The sequence below is a fragment of the Pseudomonas sp. 14P_5.3_Bac1 genome, assembly GCF_025466135.1.
In the GTDB taxonomy this organism is placed as follows: Bacteria; Pseudomonadota; Gammaproteobacteria; order Pseudomonadales; family Pseudomonadaceae; genus Aquipseudomonas.
Genome location: NZ_JANLOF010000013.1, coordinates 1 through 19204 on the forward strand (window position 1 = coordinate 1; position 19204 = coordinate 19204).

Genomic DNA, 19204 nt, shown 5'->3' on the forward strand with positions numbered 1-19204 from the left:
GGCTCTTTTCAAAAGTGACCCGCCGTAAGGGCGGAACCCCAAAGCAGCCATCACCCAAATAACGGATATACCCCCAGCAAACCACCCCTACACCGGCAGGGTTATGCCAAACGTATTTCCCCCACCCTCACTGCGCACAAACACATCCCCGCCGTGCATCAAAGCGATCGCCTTCACAATCGCCAACCCCAGCCCATGATTCGCCCCGCTGTTGCTGCGCGACGCATCCACCCGATAAAACCGCTCGAACAGTCGTGGCAAATGCTCACTGGCAATCTCATCCCCAGGGTTGGTCACCCCAATCGCCACCTGATGTTCCTGCACCTGAATATCCACCTCGATAACCTGCCCCGCCGCAGTGTGCTGCACGGCATTACTGAGCAGATTAATCAACGCGCGGCGCAAGTGAGCTTTCTCGATCTGCACCAACGCATCGCCACGCACCCGCACTTGAACCTGGGCGTCTTCGAGGATGAAATCCAGGTAGTCGAGCGTGGTCGCCACTTCATCCGCCAGGGAGCTTTCGATCAGCTTGGTGGCCTTGCTGCCCTGGTCCGCACTGGCGAGAAACAGCATGTCATTGATGATCGAACGCAGCCGCTCCAACTCTTCAAGATTGGATTGCAGCACCTCGAAATAATGCTCGGCCGAACGCCCGCGCGTCAGCGCCACCTGCGTCTGGCCGATCAGGTTGGTCAGCGGCGAGCGCAGCTCATGGGCCACATCGGCATTAAACGACTCCAGGCGCGAATAAGCCTGTTCCACCCGATCCAGCGTGGAGTTGAATGAATTGACGAACTGGCTCAGCTCCGGCGGCAACGGCGACAGTTGCAAGCGCCCCGAGAGCTTGGGCGGCGCAAGCTTCTGCGCTTCATCCGAGAGTTTGCCCAACGGCTTGAGGCCGATGCGCGACACCCAGAACCCCAACAGCGCCGCCAGCACCACGCCGACAAACGCCAGGCCAATCAACGCCACCAGCAACTGGTGCTGAGTCGCGCGGAAGTTTTCAGTGTCGATGGCGATCATAAAGCGCAGCGGCGGGCGCTGTTCTTTCGCCGCGAACTGGCTCACCAACACCTTGAACGGGTACTCGCGCCCCGGCAGGCGCAAGTCGCGCTTACCGGTCGGCCCTGCGGCGAACGCGCGGATCTGCGCATCCGGGTTGCCGTACTCGTAGTTCGGATCGCTGCTCACCACCCAGAAGCGGATGCGCTTGTCTTCCTCGCCGAGCAATTTCAGTTTGGCGGTGATTTTCGCCCAATGGTCCGGCGTGCCAAAGCGGTTCACCGAGGACTCGAGCACGCTGTAGCGCGCATCCAGCTCGGCGCCCGGCAACAACCCAAGGCCGCGGTCCACTTGCTGGTACAGCGCGCCGCCGATCAACACGAAGATCAGCAGCGCCACCAGCGTGAACATGCCGCTCAGGCGCAGGGCGATGGAGTTAGCCGACACTGCGGTTCTCCAGCACATACCCCATGCCGCGAATGGTGTGCAGCAGTTTGTGCTCGAACGGCCCGTCGAGCTTGGCGCGCAGGCGCTTGATCGCCACTTCGACGACGTTGGCATCGCTGTCGAAATTGATGTCCCAGACCATCTCGGCAATTGCCGTTTTCGAGAGGATTTCACCCTGGCGCCGCGCCAATACGCTGAGCAGCGAGAACTCCTTGGCGGTCAAGTCCAGGCGCAGGCCGTTGCGGCTGGCCTTGCGGCTGATCAAATCGATCCACAAGTCAGCGACGGTGACCTGCACCGGCTCATGCCCGCCGCTGCGGCGGGTCAGGGCTTGCAGGCGCGCCACCAGTTCGAGGAACGAAAACGGTTTGCCCAAGTAATCGTCGGCGCCTTCGCGCAAGCCGCGAATGCGGTCTTCCACACGCTCGCGTGCGGTGAGCATGATCACCGGTGTTTGCTTGCGCGCCCGCAGCGCGCGCAACACGCCGAAGCCGTCGAGGCCGGGCAGCATCACGTCGAGCACGATCACCGCGTAATCGTTCTCCAGCGCCAGGTGCAAGCCCTCGACGCCTTCACGCGCCACATCGACGGTGTAGCCTTGTTCCGTCAGGCCGCGGTGCAAGTAGTCCGCGGTTTTTTCTTCATCTTCAATAATCAGGACGCGCATGACCCCGCCTTTAGTGTGTGGTCGCCAGCGCCAGCGCTGGTTTGGGCCTGTGGAAAAACTTCTCAAGGTACAAGTATATGACCGGCGTGGTGAACAGCGTCAGCGCCTGGCTCACCAGCAAGCCGCCGACCACCGCGATGCCCAGCGGCTGGCGCAACTCCGCGCCCGGGCCGGAGCCGAGCATCAGCGGCACCGCGCCGAGCAAGGCGGCGAGGGTGGTCATGATGATCGGCCGGAACCGCGTGACGCAGGCTTCATAAATCGCCTCCTCGGGCGGCAGCCCGCGCACGCGCTGGGCGTCCAGGGCAAAGTCGATCATCAGGATGCCATTCTTCTTCACGATACCGATCAGCAACACCAGGCCGATCAGGGCCATGATCGAAAAGTCCTGGCCCAGCAGCCACAGCATGATCAGCGCGCCCAAGCCTGCTGAAGGCAAGGTCGAGATGATCGTCAGCGGGTGCACGAAACTCTCGTACAACACACCCAGAATAATGTAGACCGCCACCAGCGCCGCGAGGATCAGCCAGGGCTGGCTGGCCAGCGAACTCTGGAACGCCTGGGCCGCGCCCTGGAACGTGCCGATCATGGTGGACGGCATGCCGATTTCGTTCTTGGCCTGGTTAAGCATGATTACCGCATCGCCCAACGCCACGCCAGGCGCCAGGTTGAACGACAGGTTGGCGGCCGGGAACATGCCGTCATGGCTGATCGACAAGGGCCCCACGGTGGGCGGGTCGACCTTGGCCAGCGCTGACAGAGGCACCATCTCGTTGGTCAGCGGCGAGCGCAGGTAGAAGTAGTTCAGGCTCTCGGCCTTGCCGCGTTGCTGGGTGTCGAGTTCCAGCACCACCTGGTACTGGTTGATTTCGGTCTGGAACTCGTTGATCTGGCGCTGACCGAAGGCGTCATACAGCGCCTGGTCGACATCGGTGGCGGTCAGGCCGAAGCGCGCCGCGGCCTGGCGGTCGATGCTGATGTGGGTGATGCTGCCGCCCAGTTGCAGGTCGTTGGACAGGTCGCGAAACGCCGTGTTGGCGCGCAGTTTTTCAGTCAGGCGCTGGGTCCAGGTGTTCAGCGTCGGGCCGTCGTTGCTCTTGAGCACGTATTGGTACTGGGCGCGGCTCGGGCCGGAGCTTAAGTTGATGTCCTGGCCGGCGCGCAGGTACAGCACGATGCCCGGCACCTTGGCCAGTTTGGGGCGGATGCGGTCGATGAACTGGCTGGCGGACACATCGCGGTCACCGCGGTCTTTCAAGGCGATCCAGAAGCGGCCGTTGGCGATGGTCTGGTTGCTGCCGGTCACGCCCACCGAGTGGGAAAACGCTTCCACCGCCGGGTCGGCCTTGACGATCTCGGCCAGGGCTTTGTGCTTGGCGACCATGTCCGGGTACGACACGTCGGCCGCGGCCTCGCTGGTGCCGAGCACGAAACCTGTGTCCTGCACCGGGAAGAAACCCTTGGGGATAAAGATGTAGCCGACCACGGCCAGGGCCAGGGTCACCATGAAGATCGCCGCCATCGTGCGTTGATGGGCCAACGCGCGACGCAGGTTGCGCGCGTAGCCGGCCAGCAGGCGTTCGCTGAAACCGGGTTTGTCGTGGGCGTGATGGGTGGGTGCGCGCATGAACAGCGCGGCCAGCGTCGGCGCCAGCGTCAGTGACACCACCACCGAAATCAGGATGGTCGAGGTGGCCGTCAGCGCAAACTCCTTGAACAGCCGTCCGACCACGCCGCCCATGAACAGCAGCGGAATAAACGCTGCCACCAGCGAGAAGCTGATGGACACCACCGTAAAGCCAATCTCGCCGGAACCCTTGATCGCCGCTTCGCGTTTATCGAGGCCCGCCTCCAGGTGGCGGTGAATGTTCTCCACCACCACGATGGCGTCGTCCACCACAAAGCCCACGGCGATTACGATCGCCACCAGCGTGAGGTTGTTCAGGCTGAAACCCAGTACATACATCAGCGCAAAACTGGCGATCAGCGACACGCCGAGCACGCTGGACACAATCATCGTCGCCGACAATTGACGCAGGAACAGCGCCATCACCGCCACCACCAGCAAGATGGCAATCAGCAACGTCACTTCCACTTCATGCAACGAGGCGCGAATCGTCTTGGTGCGGTCGGTCAACACGCTGACCTGCACCGAGGCCGGCAACATGCCTTCCAGGCGCGGCAGCTCGGCTTGAATGCGGTCCACGGTTTCGACAATGTTGGCGCCGGGCTGGCGCGAAATCACCAGGTTCACGCCGGGCGTGTCGCCCGACCAGGCCTGTACGTAGGCGTTTTCCGAACCGTTGATGACTTTGGCGATATCACGCAGTTGAACCGGTGCGCCGTTCTTGTAGGAAACAATCAACTGGCCGTATTCATCCGGGTGAAACAGCTGGTCGTTGGTCGACAGGGTCGACACGCTGTTCTCACCGTAAATCGCGCCCTTGGCCAGGTTCAAACTCGATTGCTGAATGGCCAGACGCACGTCGGCGAGGGTCAGGCCAATCGCCGCGAGTTTGTCGGGCGAAGCCTGTACGCGAATCGCCGGGCGCTGCTGGCCGGTGATGTTGATCTGGCCGACGCCGTCGATCTGGCTGATCTGACGGGCCAGCAAGGTCTCTACGTAATCGCTGAGTTCGGTGCTGGGCATGCTGTCGGAACTGACGCTGAGGATCAGTACCGGGCTGTCCGCCGGGTTGACCTTCTTCCAGGTCGGCAGGCTTGGCATATCGCTGGGCAGCTTGCCGGAGGCGGTGTTGATCGCCGCTTGCACTTCCTGCGCAGCGGTATCGATGCTTTTGTTCAGGGTGAATTGCAGCGTCAGCAGGCTGGAGCCCAAGGCGCTGCTGGAGGTCATTTGCGTCATGCCGGGGATGGCACTGAATTGCACCTCCAGCGGGGTGGCCACCGACGATGCCATGGTGTCCGGGCTGGCGCCGGGCAGCTGCGCGGTGACCTGGATCGTCGGAAATTCCGCTTCTGGCAGTGGGGCGACGGCCAAGCGCGGGAAGGCAATCAACCCCAGCAGCACCAAGGCAAAGGTCAGCAGCAGGGTGGCGACCGGGTGGTCGACGCACCAGGCCGACGGCGAACGGCTGCCGCTCATGGCTGCACCTTGGCGTCTACCGTCTGGATGGCTTGTGGCGGCTCCTTGAGCACCTCGACCTGGGCGCCGGCCTTGAGCCGCGACTGGCCGTCGCTGACCAATACATCACCGGCCTGCACGCCCTTGATGATGTTCACGTCGCTGTCCTGATAGGCGATTTGCACCGGCACAATCTCGACCTTGTCACCGTTGACCCGGTACACGAAATGCGCATCCAGGCCGCGCTGCACCACGGTCGGCGGCACCACCAGGGCGTTCTTGTCGAGGGCGGTCTGGATCTTGATGGTCACCAGTTGCCCCGGCCACAGGCGCTGCGAAGCATTCTTGAACTCGGCCTTGGCGCGCAGCGTGCCGGTGGTGGAACTGATCTGGTTGTCGATCAGGCTCAGGTGGCCTTCACCGAGCAAGTCGCCGGTCTGGCCGTCGGTGTCGGCGCCCATGTAGGCATCGACGCTGGCTTGAGTCGGCGATGCGATCAGGCCTTGCAGGGTCGGCAGCATTTGTTGCGGCAGTGAGAACTCCACCGCAATCGGGTCGATTTGCGTCACGGAGAACAATCCCTGGGTATCGCTCATGCGCAGGAAGTTGCCTTCATCCACCGTGCGAATGCCGACGCGACCTGTCACCGGAGAGCGAATCTGGGTGTAGGAAAGCTGTACCTGAGCGGAGTCGATGGCGGCCTGGTTGCCTTGCGCCGTGGCTTTGAGCTGGTTGACCAAGGCTTGTTGCTGGTCGTAGGTCTGTTTTGACACGCCGTCGTCGATGCTCAATTCCTTGTAGCGCTTGAGGTTGACCAGCGCGACTTGCAGTTGCGCCTGGCTTTCCCCCAGTTGCGCCTTGGCCTGGTCGAGGCTCGCGCGGATCGAGCGGTCATCGATGGTGGCGAGCAGGTCGCCGGTTTTGACCAGTTGGCCTTCCTTGACCAGCAACTTGGTGAGGATGCCGTCGATTTGCGGGCGGATCACCACGCTGTGCAACGACAGCACCGAGCCGATGCCGCTGACAAAGCGGGGAATGTCCTGTTGCACCACGCTCACCACCCGCACCGGGATTGCGCTCGGCGCTGCCAGTTTGGTCTTGGCGGGCCGGGTCACGGCCCAGGCTGCAATCGCCACTACCACGAGGACACCCACGGTCAGGGCGGTTTTTCGTTGAATGTGCATGGGGTGAGGCGCCGGGGCAAAGGGGTGGGAAAATTAAGATGCTTTCTTTATAGCCCGCCGACCCGGTCAGCACGGTGACTGCTAACTGACAGCGCTGTCAGTAAAGGCAGACCATTCGTACAGGCGGTGGTTAAAGATCCGGGGCGCGCAGGTATACTGCGCGCCAGCGCGGCCCGCAAGCCGGCCGCCGCCTCATTTTCTGCATGCCCCGGAGCTTCCATGACTTCCCCGACACAATCCCCTGTTGAAGCGGCCGACCTCGTCGATCCGGCCAGCGCTGAAAGCGTTGAAAAAGCCGAGATCCCGGCGTTCAAGTTTCCGTTCAAGCCGGGTGAACTGGCCGGGGCCAAGAATGCGGCCCAGCCTTGGTACAAAAATGGCGCCAAAAACGGCCATACCAAGTCGCCAGGTATGGCACCGCCGGGCACTCGTCGTTCGATGGGTAAACGCTGAGAGTAATCGGTCACGTATTTGTCGGCATTGCCTTACATCGCTCGCTGACGTTTCTGATTGCAGGTGCACGACCGTTTCTTGAAAGCTTGCACAGCATTTGCTTCGCCCAGGTGGATGGCGCCGGGGCGTGGTGAGGCTGGACTTTCCGGAAAAGGACGCACCTTGTGGTTTCGATACGTGTCTGTGTTGCGCCTGCCTTATCCCTGCTGGTCGCTGTTTTCTGCACACCTGCAACAGCTGACGAACCACGGCGCGAGATCCGTTTCGCGGTCGCCGCGCAATTCCCGCCGTTCCAAAGCCGCAACCAGCACGATCAACTGGTGGGGCTCAATATCGACCTGGGAAACGCGTTGTGCCAGCAACTCGGTGTGCGTTGTACCTGGGTTGATCAGGTGCTGATGGAGAGTTTTCCTGCGCTTGAGGGCCGACGGTTCGACGCGATCATGGGCATGGCGCCCACCTCCAGGCGCCGCCAATGGGTGAACTTCACGGATACGCTGTACCCGTTCACCACCCGGCTGGTAGGGCGCAAGACCTCCGGCCTGATGCCGACACTGCAGTCGCTCAGGGGCAAGCGGGTCGGCGTGCTGCTGGGGAGCAACCGCGAAGCCTTTGCTCGAATCAAGTGGGCGCCGGCGGGCGTCATCATCAAGAGTTTCTGGCTCAATGACGAATTGACGCGCAGCCTGGTGGCCGGCCATATCGATGCGACGCTGCAAGGCACGGTGGAAATCCGCACGGCACTGCTCGACACCGCGCAGGGTCAGGATTTCGACTTCCTGGGTCCTGTTGTGTCGGCCGAACTGCTGGGTGACGGCGCGGCCATCGCGGTGCGCAAACCGGACACCGCCTTGCGCCAGGACCTCAACCGTGCGCTTGAACAACTGCGCCAGAGCGGTGAATACCAGCGCATCGTGCAGCCCTACAATCTGAACGAGCCGCCTTCCGACCAGTGATGGCTGATTAATTGCGCGGAACATGAGCGGGATCAGTGTTCGCCCCATGGGCGCGCTTAGCGTCGACGACCTGCCGACTCCTCCAATAATTACGAGCGCGCTTATGCCACGCAGGTGACCCGGGGAGGGGCGACGGTGGAGTATCAGTCAGTGCGCACCAAGCCGGACCCGCGCGCGATTGATCGCTGACACAGCGCACCCAGCAATCGACCAATGAAATCCAGCGCATGATCAACACCCTGCAAGGCGCAGCCCGCGATGCGGTGCAAGCCATGGCACACAGCAGAGCCAGTGCAGCTCAGGCGACGTGGCGGCGCTGGCGCAAGATTTACGTCTGCTTGCGCAGGCGTTCTGGGGCCAACGGCGCTGACGTCAAAAAGCGTCTAGGCTGAATTTGGGAATTCTCCTATGAAACAAACAGGCGTGTCGTAGTTAAAGACCAGTCAGTGCTTGTTAGAACGTCGGGTGCGTTCGGGCCGTGAGTGATAGAGCACGGACGTCTCACACCACTTTTGAACAGGACAGGTCTATGACTACGGCAAAAAGAATATTGGCGCTGGCGCTGATAATGTTGGCCGGGAGCGGATGCGCGGTGGCTCCCCCTCCCGTAAACCCGTGGAGCGAAATTCGCTTCGGGGTCGAGGCGGATGTCCCGCCGTTTGAATATCGCAATGAGCAAGGCGAACTCGTCGGATTGGATATCGAGCTGGGCAACGCCTTGTGTGCTGAACTCAACGCGCGCTGCGTGTGGGTCGATCAGCCTTATGCAACCAACCTTGCGGCGCTCCAGGCCGGGCGTTTTGACGCCATCATGCCGATGACCGCGACGCCGCCACGGCGCGAAACAGTCGACTTCACCCATCCGCTCTATGCCCTCGAAAGCCGATTGGTCGCGCCCACAGGTTCCAGCCTTTTGCCAACGCCCGGTGCGCTCAGAGACAAACGCGTGGGCGTACTGACGGGCACCAGTCGAGCCGCTTTTGCGCTGGCACGGTGGGCGCCTCAAGGCGTGCAGGTACGTCAATTCAACCTCAATGCCGAGCTGATCAAGGCCTTGAAGGCCGGTGAGTTGGACGCGACCTTGCAAGACACGGTTGAAATCACCCAAGCGTTGCTGAACACCCCTCAAGGCAAAGCGTTTGCCTTCGCGGGGCCGGTGATCAATGACGAGTTGTTGGGCAGCGGCCCGGCCATAGCGGTGCGCAAAACCGACCCGCAATTGACTGCGGCGCTGAACACGGCGCTGCAGCGCTTGAAGGACAGTGGCAAATACGCGGCCATTACCCAGCCTTATCTGGCACCGGCTCCGGCTGAATCCGCAGCGGCCCGGATGATTTACACACCGGCGCAAGGTGGTTTTCCTTACTCGGAGGTGGTGCAGGTTGGGCACACCCTGTATCTCGCCGGCTTGTTGGGCCTGGATGAAAAGGGCAAGCTGGTGCGCGGAGGCATTCGCGCAGAAACCGCCCAGGCCCTGGAAAACTTGCGTGGCACGCTCAAGACAAAAGGCTTGGCGATGGACAGGGTAGCCAAATGCACGGTGATTCTTGCCGATGTCAAAGATTTCGCGGCAATGAACGAGGTGTACGCCAGTTATTTCCCCGCAGGCCGGCTTCCTGCCCGAACCACCTTTGCGGCAGGCAAGCTGCTGTTGAATGCGCGGATCGAAATCGAGTGTATCGCCAGCCTGTAAGCCCTCGCAGGCTGCGGGCCTGAGACGCCCGCAAGGAAATAAACGCGTAGTTGGCCGGCACCTGGGTGGCGATCCTGGTGCCGGCATCCAGTAGATGTTGCAGCGGCTGTCTTCGTCAAGATTCCGGCAGCGCCCGGCGTCGTAGGCGGCAAAAGGTGATCGCCACAAACGCTTCGGTATTGCCTCTATGCACTGTTCTGGCTCTTGCGAAGCAAGTCATGCGCCAGTGCCTGTCAGTCCTCGGGTACCCGGTCGCGCAGCACAAAAACCATGCCCGCGCTTTCATACAGTTGTCGGGCGCGCAGGTTGCTTTCGCGCACCTTGAGGTCGACGTAGGGTTCGCCGCGTTGCTTGAACACCTGAAAACTGTGCAGCAATAACGCGCGGCCCAGCCCCTGGCCTTGGGCGCAGGGATGCACGGAGAGGTTCTTGATAAACGCGCTGGTCCAGCACTGGGCTACACCAAGGATGCCCTCGGCGTTGCTGGCGACCAGGCACAGCGTCGGGTCGAACTCGGCATCGGTGACGAACTGCTGGCGCCATTGCTCCAGGCCGGCGACGCGGCCGCCGCCCTGGTCCTGGGTCATGCGCAGCACCGCATGAATCGCCGGTGCCAGTTCATCACGGTAATGGCTCAGCCGAGTATCGGCCGGCCACTGCGGGGCGGGCAGGCTGCCGGTCAGGTCGCGGCGCAACAGGTGGAAGTATTGCGTCACCGGTTACAAGCCCTTTTGCGCCACGGTCTGGGCGGCAACCACCAGGCACTTGGTCAGTTCGGGCGAAGAGAACTTGGTCAGCACCGCGTCGGCACCGGCCAGGCGGGCCTTTTCGCTGTTCATCGCGCTGTCCAAAGAAGTGTGCAGCAGCACGTAAAGCTCCTGGAAATCCGGGGTTTCGCGCAGCGTACGGGTGAGGGCGTAACCGTCCATTTCGGACATTTCGATATCCGAAACCACCACGTTGATCTGCTCGGCCGTGCCTTGCAGCTCCAGCAGCACGTCGATGGCCTCCTTGGCGCTGCGTGCGGTGTGGCAAGTCAAACCGAGATTGCGCAGGGTGTGCACCGATTGCTGCAGGGCGACCTGGCTGTCGTCCACCACCAGAATCCGCGCATTGCCGAGTACTTCGGCCTCTTCCATGGTCAGGTCGGTGGGCGCCGCTTCAACCGGTGCCGGGGCGATGCCGTGGATGACCTTTTCGATATCCAGCACCTGCACCAGCCCGCCTTCGACCTGGGTAACCCCGGTGATAAACGAGCGGTTGCCACCGGAGCCATACGGCGGCGGACGAATGTCGGTGGTCAGGCAATGCACAATCTTGCTCACTGCCTGCACATGCAAGCCCTGCTTGGAACGGCTGACGTCAGTGACGATCAGGCAGCCGCCGTTCGGGTCTTGCAGGGGCATTTCGCCCAGCGCGCGGCTCAGGTCGATCACCGACAGCGACGCACCGCGCAGCGTGGCGATGCCTTTGACGTGAGGGTGAGACTCCGGCAGCTTGGTCAGCGGCGGGCAGGGGATGATTTCGCTGACTTTCAGCAGGTTGATCGCCATCAGCTTGCCGCTGCGCAAGGTAAAGAGCAGAAGCGAGAGTGAATCTGCGCGGGCTTTGGTGGTGGACATAAAAACCTTCTGTGGATCAGGAATGACGATCTATAGAGGGTTATCGACTCGGGCGCGCCAGGCTTTAACCGGATTTATGCAGGGCTGGCGTGTGTGGGAGCGAGCAAGCCCGCTCCCACAGGTAAGATGTGTCAGCCCTTCCAGACCTGTGGGTTCACCAGGTCCTGTGGGCGCTGGCCCAGCAGGGCGCTGCGCAGGTTGTCCAGGGCGCGGTTGGCCATGGCTTCGCGGGTTTCGTGGGTGGCCGAGCCGATGTGCGGCAGGGTTACGGCGTTGCTCAGTTGGAACAGCGGCGACTCGGCCAGCGGCTCCTGCTCATACACATCCAGTCCGGCACCCCGAATCTTCTGGGTTTGCAGGGCGTCGATCAGCGCCGGCTCGTCGACCACCGGGCCACGGGAAATATTGATCAGGATCGCGCTGGATTTCATCAGGCCCAACTCGCGGGTGCTGATCAGGTGGCGGGTCTTGTCGCTCAATGGCACCACCAGGCAGACGAAGTCCGACTCGGCCAGCAATTGGTCGAGGCTGCGGAACTGGGCGCCCAATTCCTGTTCCAGCGCGGTCTTGCGGCTGTTGCCGCTGTACAGGATCGGCATATTGAAGCCCAGGCGTCCACGCCGGGCCACGGCGGCGCCGATGTTGCCCATGCCGACGATGCCGAGGGTTTTGCCGTGTACATCGCAACCGAACAGTGGCGCGCCGACGCTGGCTTTCCACTGGCCGGCCTTGGTCCAGGCGTCCAGTTCGGCCACGCGGCGTGCGCTGCTCATCAGCAGGGCGAAGGCCAGGTCGGCGGTGCTTTCGGTGAGTACGTCGGGGGTGTTGGTGAGCATGATTCCGCGCTCGTTGAAGTAGGGCACGTCGTAGTTGTCGTAGCCTACTGAGACGCTGGAGACCACCTCCAGTTTGCTTGCGCCTTCGAGCTGTGCGCGGCCGAGCTTGCGGCCTACGCCGATCAAACCGTGGGCGTGGGGCAGGGCCTCGTTGAATTGAGCGTTGATGTCGCCCAGCTTGGGGTTGGGGGCGATGACCTCGAAATCCTGTTGCAGGCGTTCGATCATTTCCGGGGTGACACGGCTGAAGGCGAGGACGGTCTTTTTCATTGCAGGCGGGCTCATCGACTACGGAAGAATGCCAAGCACGCTAACATTCTTGGGGGGGATTGGGGGGAGCTTTTTGGTGCTGTTTAGTGGGTGAGTGAGTACATATCCGATGCTGCGGTAACGGCGGCTGGCGGTTCCGCTCTTACAGCGGGTCACTTTTGGCAAACGCCCGGAATGCCGGCCCAGCCAAAAGTAACCGAAAGGTCTTTGCCCCACCACTCGGTGCCTCGCCTAGGCTCGGCATGCCCTCACTTCGGCCAGCGTGGTTGACGGGGCCTGTCAGATCAAAATCAAAAGCAAAGCACGGCGGCCTGAAAGCCGACCTGAGTGGTTGAAGCAAAAGCGGATCAAAAGCACAGCAACACACTTCTATCTGATGCACAGAGATCCAAATGTGGGAGCGGGCTTGCTCGCGAATACGGTGGTTCAGTCAGCTCATGTGTCACTGGCACACCGCCTTCGCGAGCAAGCCCGCTCCCACAAGTTGACCGAGTTCAGCTGCCAGCACCGCAGTGCTTTGCTTTTCTGTGGGAGCTGGCTTGCCTGCGATGCAGGCACCTCGGTCTATCAGTGACACCCAGTTGATGCCATCGCAGGCAAGCCAGCTCCCACCTTTGATTGAGTTCAGGTTCCAGAATCAGGTCGGCTGTCAGGCCGCCTCGGTTTTGCTTCTACCACTCAGGTCGGCTACTAGGCCGCCGTGCTCTGCTTTTGATCTTGATCTGCTTTTGATTTTGATCTTAGGCGCCCCGTTAAACCACGCTGGCCGAACGCAGGCTTGAATCCGTGGGTAACCCGGCAGGACGCCGGGTTAGCCGTGCTGGGCCATGGATGGCCCGTCACGGCGGCCCACGGATTCAAGCCGGAGTGAGGGCACACCGAGCCTAAGCGAGGTGCCGAGTGGTGGGGCAAGAGCCTTTTGGTTACTTTTGGGCTCTTTTCAAAAGTGACCCGCCGTAAGGGCGGAACCCCAAAGCGGCCATCACCCAAATAACGGATATGCCCCCAAAGCCCAAAGCCCAAACCCCAGTCAGTTAGCCAACCGCGCCCCGCTAAGGCTCCCACTCAACTCATACGCCACCAATTCCGCCTGATGCGCCGCCAGAATCTCGGGCAACGACCCGCGCAGATATTCAACCCACGTCTTGATCTTCGCATCCAGGTACTGGCGCGACGGGTAGATGGCATACAAGTTCAGCTCTTGCGAACGGTAGTTAGGCATCACCCGCACCAGCGTGCCGTTACGCAACCCCTCGATAGCCGCATACACCGGCAACAGACCCACGCCCATGCCACTGGTGATCGCCGTTTTCATCGCGTCCGCCGAATTGACCAGAAACGGCGACGTATTGATCGCCACACTTTCCTGGCCTTCAGGCCCGTTGAAAGTCCATTTATCCAGCTGGATCACCGGGCTCACCAACCGCAGGCACGCATGGTTGAGCAAATCCTGCGGCCGTTGCGCGCAGCCCTTGGTCTTGACGTAATCCGGCGACGCACACGCGATGCTGTAGGTAATGCCCAGCCGCTGGGACACAAACCCCGAGTCCGGCAATTCACTGGCCAGCACGATCGACACGTCGTAGCCCTCATCGAGCAAGTCCGGCACGCGGTTGGCCAGGGTCAGGTCGAAGGTCACGTCGGGATGCGTACGGCGGTAGCGGGCAATGGCGTCAATCACGAAATGCTGGCCGATACCGGTCATGGTGTGCACTTTCAACTGCCCGGCCGGCCGCGCGTGCGCGTCGCTGGCTTCGGCTTCGGCTTCTTCCACGTAGGCGAGGATCTGCTCGCAGCGCAGCAAATAGCGTTTACCGGCTTCGGTGAGTGCGATGCGACGGGTGGTGCGGTTGAGCAAGCGGGTTTGCAGATGGGCTTCCAGGTTGGAGACCGCGCGCGAGACGTTGGCCGTGGTGGTGTCCAGTTGCACGGCGGCGGCGGTGAAGCTGCCAGCTTCGGCCACGCAACTGAACGCGCGCATGTTTTGCAAAGTGTCCATGGAGTGTTCTCAGGGGAGATAGCAAATTGTGACAGAAAGTTACGCCGTCCAGTGATCCCTACCAACGGATTATCGCTTGAACGGTAACAAAGATTCACAGGAATGCCAGCTTATCGTTCCCCATGGCGCCCCCTAGAATTGCGCCACCTCTTGCGCAACACCACCTCAGGAATACGCTTGCCGTGCCGCGTCGCATCATCAGAGAGCTGAAGACTCTCAGTGTTTGGGCCTTATCGTTAGCAATCAGCGGCTGCATCGGAACCGGAGGAATCGCCCCCCAAGGCCAGGCCCTCAACGCCAATAACCTGGCGACCGACGAAGCCATCCAGAGCGCCGCCCACGACGCCCACTGGCCCACCACGCAATGGTGGCAAGCCTATGGCGATCCGCAACTCAATCAGTGGGTGCAACTTGCCACGCAAAACAGCCCGAGCCTGGCCATGGCCGCCGCGCGGGTGCGTGAGGCGCGGGCCATGGCCGGCATCGCCGAGTCGGCCGAGTCGTTGCAGATCAACAGTGACACCACCCTCAAACGCCACAACTGGCCGAAGGATCAGTTCTACGGCCCCGGCGAGTTGAGTGGAACAACCACCTGGGACAACAATTCGTCCCTGGGCCTGAGCTATGCCCTCGACCTGTGGGGCCGCGAAAGCAACGCCAGCGAACGCGCTGTCGACCTGGCGCATATGAGCGCCGCCGAAGCGCGCCAGGCCCAGCTCGAATTGCAGAACAACGTGGTGCGCGCCTACATCCAGTTGTCGTTGCAGTACGCCAACCGCGACATCGTCGCCGCCACCCTGGCCCAGCAGCAGCAGATTCTCGACCTGGCCAATAAACGCCTGAACGCCGGGATCGGCACGCACTTCGACGTCAGCCAGGCCGAAACGCCGTTGCCGGAGACCCATCGCCAGCTCGACGCGCTCGACGAGGACATCGCCCTGAGCCGCAACCAGCTGGCTGCTTTGGCGGGCAAAGGTCCGGGCGAGGGTGCGCAACTGCAACGCCCGAGTTTGTCCCTCGCCGCGCCGCTGAAATTGCCGTCGAGCCTGCCGGCGCAATTGCTTGGCCAGCGCCCGGACGTGGTCGCCGGTCGGTGGCAGGTCGCCGCGCAAGCCCGTGGCATCGACGTCGCGCACGCCGGCTTCTACCCCAACGTCGACCTGGTCGGCAGCCTTGGCTACATGGCCACCGGCGGCGGCCTGCTGGAGTTTCTGGCGGGCAAGAAATTCAACTACAACGTCGGCCCGGCGATCACCTTGCCGATCTTCGACGGCGGTCGTTTGCGTGGGCAACTGGGCGAAGCCAGCGCCGGTTATGACCTGGCCGTGGCCAAGTACAACCAGACGCTGGTCAACGCGCTCAAGGGCATCAGCGACCAGTTGATCCGCCGCGAATCGATGGACAAGCAGGCGTCCTTCGCCGCGCAGTCCGTGGCCTCTGCGCAGAAAACCTACGACATCGCGATGATCGCCTACCAGCGCGGCCTCACCGACTACCTCAACGTGCTGAACGCCCAGACCTTGCTGTTCCACCAGCAGCAAATCGAACAACAGGTGCAAGCCGCACGCCTGAGTGCCCACGCTGAACTGGTCACCGCCCTGGGCGGCGGGCTCGGCGCCGGCAACGATGTGCCGCCAGACACCAAGACCCTTCCGAGCAAGACCCCGGCGGCGCTTGCCGTGTTTGATCACTGAGTAGGATTTGATGACGCCCTTGCCTGCACCGCTGCGCTGGTTGCACTCCCTGGAGTGGCGCCGTGGTTTTTTCGACTGGGCACGCAGCGATGGCGTGACCTGGGTCTATATCTTCAAGGTGCTGATCGCCGCGTTCCTCACGCTGTGGCTGGCGATGCGCCTGGAACTGCCGCAACCGCGCACCGCGATGATCACCGTGTTTATCGTGATGCAACCGCAGAGCGGCCAGGTCTTCGCCAAGAGTTTTTACCGCTTCCTCGGCACCCTGACGGGGTCGGCGGTGATGGTCTTGTTGATCGCCTTGTTTGCGCAGAACACCGAATTGTTCCTCGGCGCGTTGGCGATCTGGGTGGGCATTTGCACGGCCGGTGCGACGCGTAATCGCAACTTTCGCGCCTATGGGTTTGTGCTGGCGGGCTACACCGCGGCGATGGTGGGTTTGCCCGCGCTGGCCCACCCGGACGGGGCCTTTATGGTGGCGGTGTGGCGGGTGCTGGAAATCTCTTTGGGGATACTGTGCTCGACGTTGGTCAGCGCCGCGATCCTGCCACAAACCAGCAGCGCCGCGATGCGCAACGCCTTGTACCAGCGCTTCGGCGTGTTCGCGCTGTTTGTCACCGACGGCCTGCGTGGGCGCAGCCAGCGTGACGAGTTCGAGGCCAGCAATGTGCGCTTTATCGCCGAGGCCGTGGGCCTGGAAGGGCTGCGCAGCGTCACCGTATTTGAAGACCCGCACATGCGGCGGCGCAATGGCCGGCTGAGTCGCCTCAACAGCGAATTCATGAGCATCACCACGCGCTTCAACGCCTTGCACCAGTTGCTTGAGCGGCTGCGCACGGATGCAGCCGACCACGTCGCCGCGGCAATCAAGCCGGGCCTGCAAGACCTGGCCGAAGTCCTTGACGGTTTCTCCGGCCGTGCGCTCACCAGCCCCGACGCGGCGCGCCTGGTCAATCAATTGAGCGCCTACAAGGATGGACTGCCCGCCAAAGTGCGCAGCCTGCGTGCGAATTTTCAGCAAGGCAATCCGAGTGAAGCCGAGCAGCTGGATTTTCATACCGCCTACGAGCTGCTTTACCGCTTTGTCGATGACCTGCACAACTACGCGCAGACCCACGCATCACTGGCCGATCACAGCCATGAGCGCGAGCAGTGGAGCGAAGCCTACACGCCGAAAACCAACTGGCTGGCCTGCGCCGCTTCGGGGATTCGCGCGTCCTTTATCCTGATCGTGCTGGGCAGTTACTGGGTGGCCACCGCCTGGCCCAGCGGCGCGACCATGACCCTGATCGCCGCCGCCACCGTCGGCCTGTCCGCCGCCACGCCCAACCCGAAACGCATGGCCTTTCAGATGGCTTGCGGCACCTTGATCGGCGCGTTGGTGGGCTTTGTCGAAATGTTCTTTGTGTTCCCGTGGATCGACGGCTTCCCGCTGCTGTGCGTGATGCTTGCGCCGGTGATTATCTTCGGCTCGTTCCTCGCCTCCCGCCCGCGATACGCCGGCGTCGGCGTGGGCTTGCTGATCTTTTTCAGCACCGGCTCGGTGCCGGACAACCTGACGGTCTACAACCCTTACAGCTTTATCAATGACTACATCGCCATGGTCATTGGCATGCTGGTGTGCGCGGCGGCTGGCGCGATTATCCTGCCGCCGAACAGCCGCTGGTTGTGGCGCCGTCTGGAGCAGGACCTGCGCGAGCAGGTGGTGTACGCGATCAGCGGCAAGCTCAAGGGCCTGGCGTCGAGTTTTGAAAGCCGCACCCGCGACCTGCTGCACCAGGCCTACGGCCTCGCCGTCGGCCAGCCGCACGTGCAACGCGACTTGCTGCGCTGGATGTTCGTGGTGCTGGAAGTCGGCCACGCGATCATCGAGTTGCGCAAGGAGCAGGCGATATTGCCGGTGCACCCGGCGTATGCCGAGTCGCAACCCTGGCGCCAGGCGATCCGCATGATGGGCCGCTCGCTGGTGCGGCTGTTCCTGCAACCGAGCGCCAGCAACCTGGAGCGCGGGTTGATTGCCGTCGACCATGCGATCAGCCGCGTGCAGGCCACCGATGAACCCTTCGCCCCGCACTTCGACACCTCGGCGTTGCGCCGGGTGAAAAGCTACCTGCACTTTATCCGCACGTCGTTGCTGGACCCGCAATCGCCCCTGGCCGCCCTCAAAGGATCCCCGAATGCCTCGTGAAATCGCATTCCACGGCGTCTACATGCCGACCATGACCCTGATGTTTTTTATCGCCGCAGGGTTGGCCTGGGCCTTGGACCGCTTCCTGGCCGGGTTCGACCTGTACCGTTTTTTCTGGCACCCGGCGTTGCTGCGCCTGAGCCTGTTCGTTTGCTTGTTCGGCGCCCTGGCGCTGACCGTCTACCGTTGAGAATGCCCCGATGAAAAAGTTTTTCAGCCTGCTCGCGACCTTGCTGGTACTGGCTTTGGCGATCTGGATTGGCCGCACGCTGTGGGTGCACTACATGGAAACGCCGTGGACCCGCGACGGTCGCGTGCGCGCCGACATCATCAACGTGGCGGCCGACGTCACCGGCGAAGTGGTCGACGTACCGGTGCGTGACAACCAGTTGGTGAAAAAGGGCGACCTGCTGATGCAGATCGACCCCGAGCACTACCGCATCGCGGTCAAGCAGGCGCAATCGCTGGTGGCTTCGCGCAAGGCCACCTGGGAGATGCGCAAGGTCAACGCTCACCGCCGCGCCGACCTCGACGCCCTGGTGATCTCCAAGGAAAACCGCGACGACGCGAGCAACATCGCCGACTCGGCCCTGGCCGATTACCAACACGCGCTGGCGCAACTGGAAGCGGCTGAGCTGAATTTGAAACGCACTCAAGTGGTGGCGGCGGTGGACGGCTACGTCACCAACCTCAATGTGCACCGGGGCGACTACGCGCGCATCGGCGAGGCGAAGATGGCCGTGGTCGATATGAATTCGTTCTGGGTGTATGGCTTCTTTGAAGAAACCAAGCTGCCCCACGTCAAGGTCGGTGACGAGGCCGATATGCAATTGATGAGTGGCGAGACGCTCAAGGGCCACGTGGAAAGCATCTCGCGCGGCATCTACGACCGCGACAACCCCGAGAGCCGCGAACTGATCGCCGATGTGAACCCGACCTTCAACTGGGTGCGCCTGGCCCAGCGCGTGCCGGTGCGCATTCACATTGATGAAGTGCCCGAAGGCGTGCTGTTGGCGGCGGGCATCACTTGCACGGTGATCGTCAACCCAACACAACACTAACTGTGGCAACTGGCTTGTGTGGGAGCTGGCTTGCCTGCGATGGC

15 protein-coding genes and 1 pseudogene are annotated in these 19204 nt (G+C 62.1%); 7 read left to right on the forward strand and 9 right to left on the reverse strand.

Annotation, left to right across the window (positions count from 1 at the left end):
* Positions 1–87 precede the first annotated feature (87 nt).
* From NTD89_RS03630 to NTD89_RS03645, 4 genes are read right to left on the reverse strand one after another with little or no spacing between them, the layout of a single operon-like run.
* Complete coding sequence (locus tag NTD89_RS03630) at positions 88–1452, reverse strand: heavy metal sensor histidine kinase (RefSeq protein WP_262206485.1); 1365 nt, start codon at positions 1450–1452, stop codon at positions 88–90.
* The gene (locus NTD89_RS03635; RefSeq protein WP_053254480.1) at positions 1442–2119 is read right to left on the reverse strand and encodes a heavy metal response regulator transcription factor; all 678 of its coding nucleotides are present in this window, start codon (positions 2117–2119) and stop codon (positions 1442–1444) included. Before NTD89_RS03635 ends, NTD89_RS03630 begins: the two co-directional genes overlap by 11 nt.
* A 10-nt stretch (positions 2120–2129) precedes the next feature.
* The gene (locus NTD89_RS03640; RefSeq protein ID WP_262206486.1) at positions 2130–5225 is read right to left on the reverse strand and encodes a multidrug efflux RND transporter permease subunit; all 3096 of its coding nucleotides are present in this window, start codon (positions 5223–5225) and stop codon (positions 2130–2132) included.
* Entirely contained in the window at positions 5222–6388 is a 1167-nt protein-coding gene (locus NTD89_RS03645; RefSeq protein ID WP_145166229.1) for an efflux RND transporter periplasmic adaptor subunit, read from the reverse strand. The genes NTD89_RS03640 and NTD89_RS03645 overlap by 4 nt, the downstream gene beginning before the upstream one ends.
* A gap of 219 nt (positions 6389–6607) precedes the next feature.
* Between NTD89_RS03645 and NTD89_RS03650 the strand changes: the two genes are divergently transcribed.
* The 3 genes from NTD89_RS03650 to NTD89_RS03660 all read left to right on the forward strand — a co-directional run bounded on the left by NTD89_RS03650 (position 6608) and on the right by NTD89_RS03660 (position 9490).
* Positions 6608–6841, forward strand: a complete 234-nt coding sequence (locus NTD89_RS03650) for a hypothetical protein (RefSeq protein ID WP_106579552.1) — start codon at positions 6608–6610, stop codon at positions 6839–6841.
* Positions 6842–7005: 164 nt separating this feature from the next.
* Complete coding sequence (locus NTD89_RS03655) at positions 7006–7797, forward strand: transporter substrate-binding domain-containing protein (protein ID WP_145166228.1); 792 nt, start codon at positions 7006–7008, stop codon at positions 7795–7797.
* A 529-nt stretch (positions 7798–8326) separates the two neighbouring features.
* Positions 8327–9490 carry a transporter substrate-binding domain-containing protein gene (locus NTD89_RS03660; RefSeq protein WP_262206487.1) on the forward strand — a complete coding sequence of 388 codons (1164 nt, stop codon included), beginning with the start codon at positions 8327–8329 and terminating at the stop codon, positions 9488–9490.
* A gap of 90 nt (positions 9491–9580) precedes the next feature.
* Here the strand turns inward: NTD89_RS03660 and NTD89_RS03665 are convergent.
* From NTD89_RS03665 to NTD89_RS03685, 5 genes and pseudogenes are all read right to left on the reverse strand, one after another.
* Positions 9581–9683: pseudogene (locus tag NTD89_RS03665) on the reverse strand (YkgJ family cysteine cluster protein); the annotation flags it as partial.
* 40 nt (positions 9684–9723) lie between these two features.
* Positions 9724–10206 (reverse strand): GNAT family N-acetyltransferase, encoded by a 483-nt coding sequence (locus tag NTD89_RS03670; protein ID WP_262206488.1) that lies wholly within the window; start codon positions 10204–10206, stop codon positions 9724–9726.
* A gap of 3 nt (positions 10207–10209) precedes the next feature.
* Positions 10210–11112 carry a chemotaxis protein CheV gene (locus NTD89_RS03675; RefSeq protein WP_145166225.1) on the reverse strand — a complete coding sequence of 301 codons (903 nt, stop codon included), beginning with the start codon at positions 11110–11112 and terminating at the stop codon, positions 10210–10212.
* Between the two features lie 131 nt (positions 11113–11243).
* Positions 11244–12218, reverse strand: coding sequence for a 2-hydroxyacid dehydrogenase (locus NTD89_RS03680; RefSeq protein ID WP_262206489.1), 975 nt, complete (start codon positions 12216–12218; stop codon positions 11244–11246).
* A 1030-nt stretch (positions 12219–13248) separates the two neighbouring features.
* Positions 13249–14217, reverse strand: coding sequence for a LysR family transcriptional regulator (locus NTD89_RS03685; RefSeq protein ID WP_122719937.1), 969 nt, complete (start codon positions 14215–14217; stop codon positions 13249–13251).
* A gap of 182 nt (positions 14218–14399) precedes the next feature.
* Between NTD89_RS03685 and NTD89_RS03690 the strand changes: the two genes are divergently transcribed.
* The 4 genes from NTD89_RS03690 to NTD89_RS03705 are packed head-to-tail and all read left to right on the forward strand — an operon-like array spanning position 14400 to position 19160.
* Complete coding sequence (locus tag NTD89_RS03690; RefSeq protein WP_262206491.1) at positions 14400–15911, forward strand: efflux transporter outer membrane subunit; 1512 nt, start codon at positions 14400–14402, stop codon at positions 15909–15911.
* Between the two features lie 10 nt (positions 15912–15921).
* Positions 15922–18099: an FUSC family protein gene (locus NTD89_RS03695; protein ID WP_262206492.1), complete on the forward strand. Its 2178-nt coding sequence runs from the start codon at positions 15922–15924 to the stop codon at positions 18097–18099.
* Positions 18089–18289 (forward strand): DUF1656 domain-containing protein, encoded by a 201-nt coding sequence (locus NTD89_RS03700; protein WP_119738415.1) that lies wholly within the window; start codon positions 18089–18091, stop codon positions 18287–18289. Before NTD89_RS03695 ends, NTD89_RS03700 begins: the two co-directional genes overlap by 11 nt.
* 10 nt (positions 18290–18299) lie before the next feature.
* Positions 18300–19160 (forward strand): HlyD family secretion protein, encoded by an 861-nt coding sequence (locus tag NTD89_RS03705; RefSeq protein ID WP_145161251.1) that lies wholly within the window; start codon positions 18300–18302, stop codon positions 19158–19160.
* Positions 19161–19204: the final 44 nt, after the last annotated feature.